Here is a 1,864-nt window from a genome sequence, read left to right on the forward strand (position 1 = left end):
GCAGAAATACCGTACAGGAGCCGACTTTCTGCTGCCTACTGCGCGTTTTGATGGGTAGTCAGGCGGCGACGACTTCTGGGAATGCCTGCAGCTGCTCAGGACGCCATTTCCAACATCCAATACATCAATTTCCCAAATTTTCAGGTGCTGAGCGAGGTTGCATTAACGGCGTTAAGCAAAATAAGCCAAATATTCAAAACATTTGGCTTATTTTGCTAATTTTAACGGAGGCTAAATATATTTACTAGTCGATTAAGATAGCTAATTGCATTAACAGAAAGATTATAGATTTCTATATCAATAGATTCAGTATTTTTCAAGATATCAAATGATTTTAAAAGATGATCAAGTTCTACAGCAGTAAAATGATCAATTACACGCAATGTAGGTAAAACTTTAATATATCTAATTAGATTAGACTTGTCATCTAAAGACATATCCGACCTTTCAATCAAATCTATTAATAATATAAAATGGTTTCTGTTTTTTTTCGATAAATATTTAAGATATTCGTCTTTATCGACAATATAAATTTGCCAAGCATGGATACCAACCATGATACTCGGGATTCCTTCTAAATCTTTTCTACTAAAATTAATGATATATGTCTCAAAACTATTATATACATATTTTTTCTGATCTTCTGAGAGGAGATAGAAAGCAATACCGCCCATACCTACAAAACTATAGAACGTGTCCTCATCTAAAACCGGCTCCATAATATCAATGAGACAATTTACATAAACTGAATCAAAGAAGATATCTTCATCAGTCAATTCACTAGTTTTTATAACTTTAGACATATTATCACTCTCAGTACCCGACAGTTTACCAAGGGGCTTGAAAAAGTTCGGCTGACACGCAAGAACAGAACGCGTCTCCCGATGTCCTGGTCAAGCTGGCCCACTGCTTCACCGCGCACTTCCCAGAGTTTCGCAAAAACCCTCTGCACCTGACCCTTCGCCATTTCCCACGAAGTGTCAGGTGCTGAGGGGTTATTGACAACGGCATGGCGAGGTATGGTTTTGTAGTGGCGCCGATCACTTTGGATTCAGACGCAATAGCGGCTTTCGAGCTCACTACCGATGTCCAGTTGTTTTATGGGATCATTGGCATTGGAGAGTACATCAATCGGCTTGATTTCCTGGACGAATTAATAGAAGGTATGCCTGAAGATGGCTCAGGCGAAGAGGTCGTGAGAGTGGAATCGCTCCGTGAAGGGGAATTCGCCCCCCGTTCTGGCGGTAGCACTCCGATTCCAAGATTAGAGCTGACAGTTCGGACTCCAGGGATGTCCATCAAAAAATGGAAATTTCACAAGGGGGACGATGATCCGAACCCCTCGATCCCTCATGGCCATAGTGACAGCGACGACAGGATAAAGCTAGACGCGTATCAGGGTTATGTTTACAAAAAAAGTGAACAGCTAGGCAGGGTGAGCAGAAACTCCATCGTGGTGCTGTGGAATGATAAGGAGTTCCGCAAATTCGCACGGGAAGCCATAAACGCATACATAGATCGCAACGGGGACTTTCATTTTAAAGACTATCGGCGAGCATTACCGAAACGACAGAAGCGCTGAAGTTCTTGTGGGATGATCACGGGACCGGCGACCTGAACGAACGATGCGTGGGACACAGGTTGAGGCCAGTGGGAATACACGCTCCCTGCCGGGGGACGTGCCGGGTCGGGCACATGCGGCAGCGCGGCCCGGGCGGGCGTGGCATGCTGCCTCCCACATGTCCTTTCACGACGACGCAAACCGCGAGCTGATCGAGCTACTGCGTGAAGGCCTGCAGCTGACTACCCTTCAAAACAGGGCATGAGTGTGCTCAAGGTGCGCCAGGATGCGCCGGACGGATGC

General features: G+C 45.2%; 2 protein-coding genes. One reads left to right on the plus strand and one right to left on the minus strand.

Annotated elements, in window-relative coordinates:
* Positions 1 to 221: 221 nt before the first annotated feature.
* The gene (locus IEY63_RS22015) at positions 222 to 803 is read right to left on the minus strand and encodes a hypothetical protein (protein ID WP_189071137.1); all 582 of its coding nucleotides are present in this window, start codon (positions 801 to 803) and stop codon (positions 222 to 224) included.
* Between the two features lie 227 nt (positions 804 to 1,030).
* Here IEY63_RS22015 and IEY63_RS22020 point away from each other — a divergent pair, with 227 nt between their 5' ends.
* Positions 1,031 to 1,582, plus strand: coding sequence for a hypothetical protein (locus tag IEY63_RS22020; protein ID WP_189071138.1), 552 nt, complete (start codon positions 1,031 to 1,033; stop codon positions 1,580 to 1,582).
* The last annotated feature ends 282 nt before the right edge of the window (positions 1,583 to 1,864 follow it).

The sequence above is a fragment of the Deinococcus radiotolerans genome, assembly GCF_014647435.1.
Lineage (GTDB): Bacteria > Deinococcota > Deinococci > Deinococcales > Deinococcaceae > Deinococcus > Deinococcus radiotolerans.

Bases quoted from the DNA above. Each gene is read 5' to 3' on its own strand.
- IEY63_RS22015 (WP_189071137.1), bottom strand. From the start codon at position 803: ATGTCTAAAGTTATAAAAACTAGTGAATTGACTGATGAAGATATCTTC.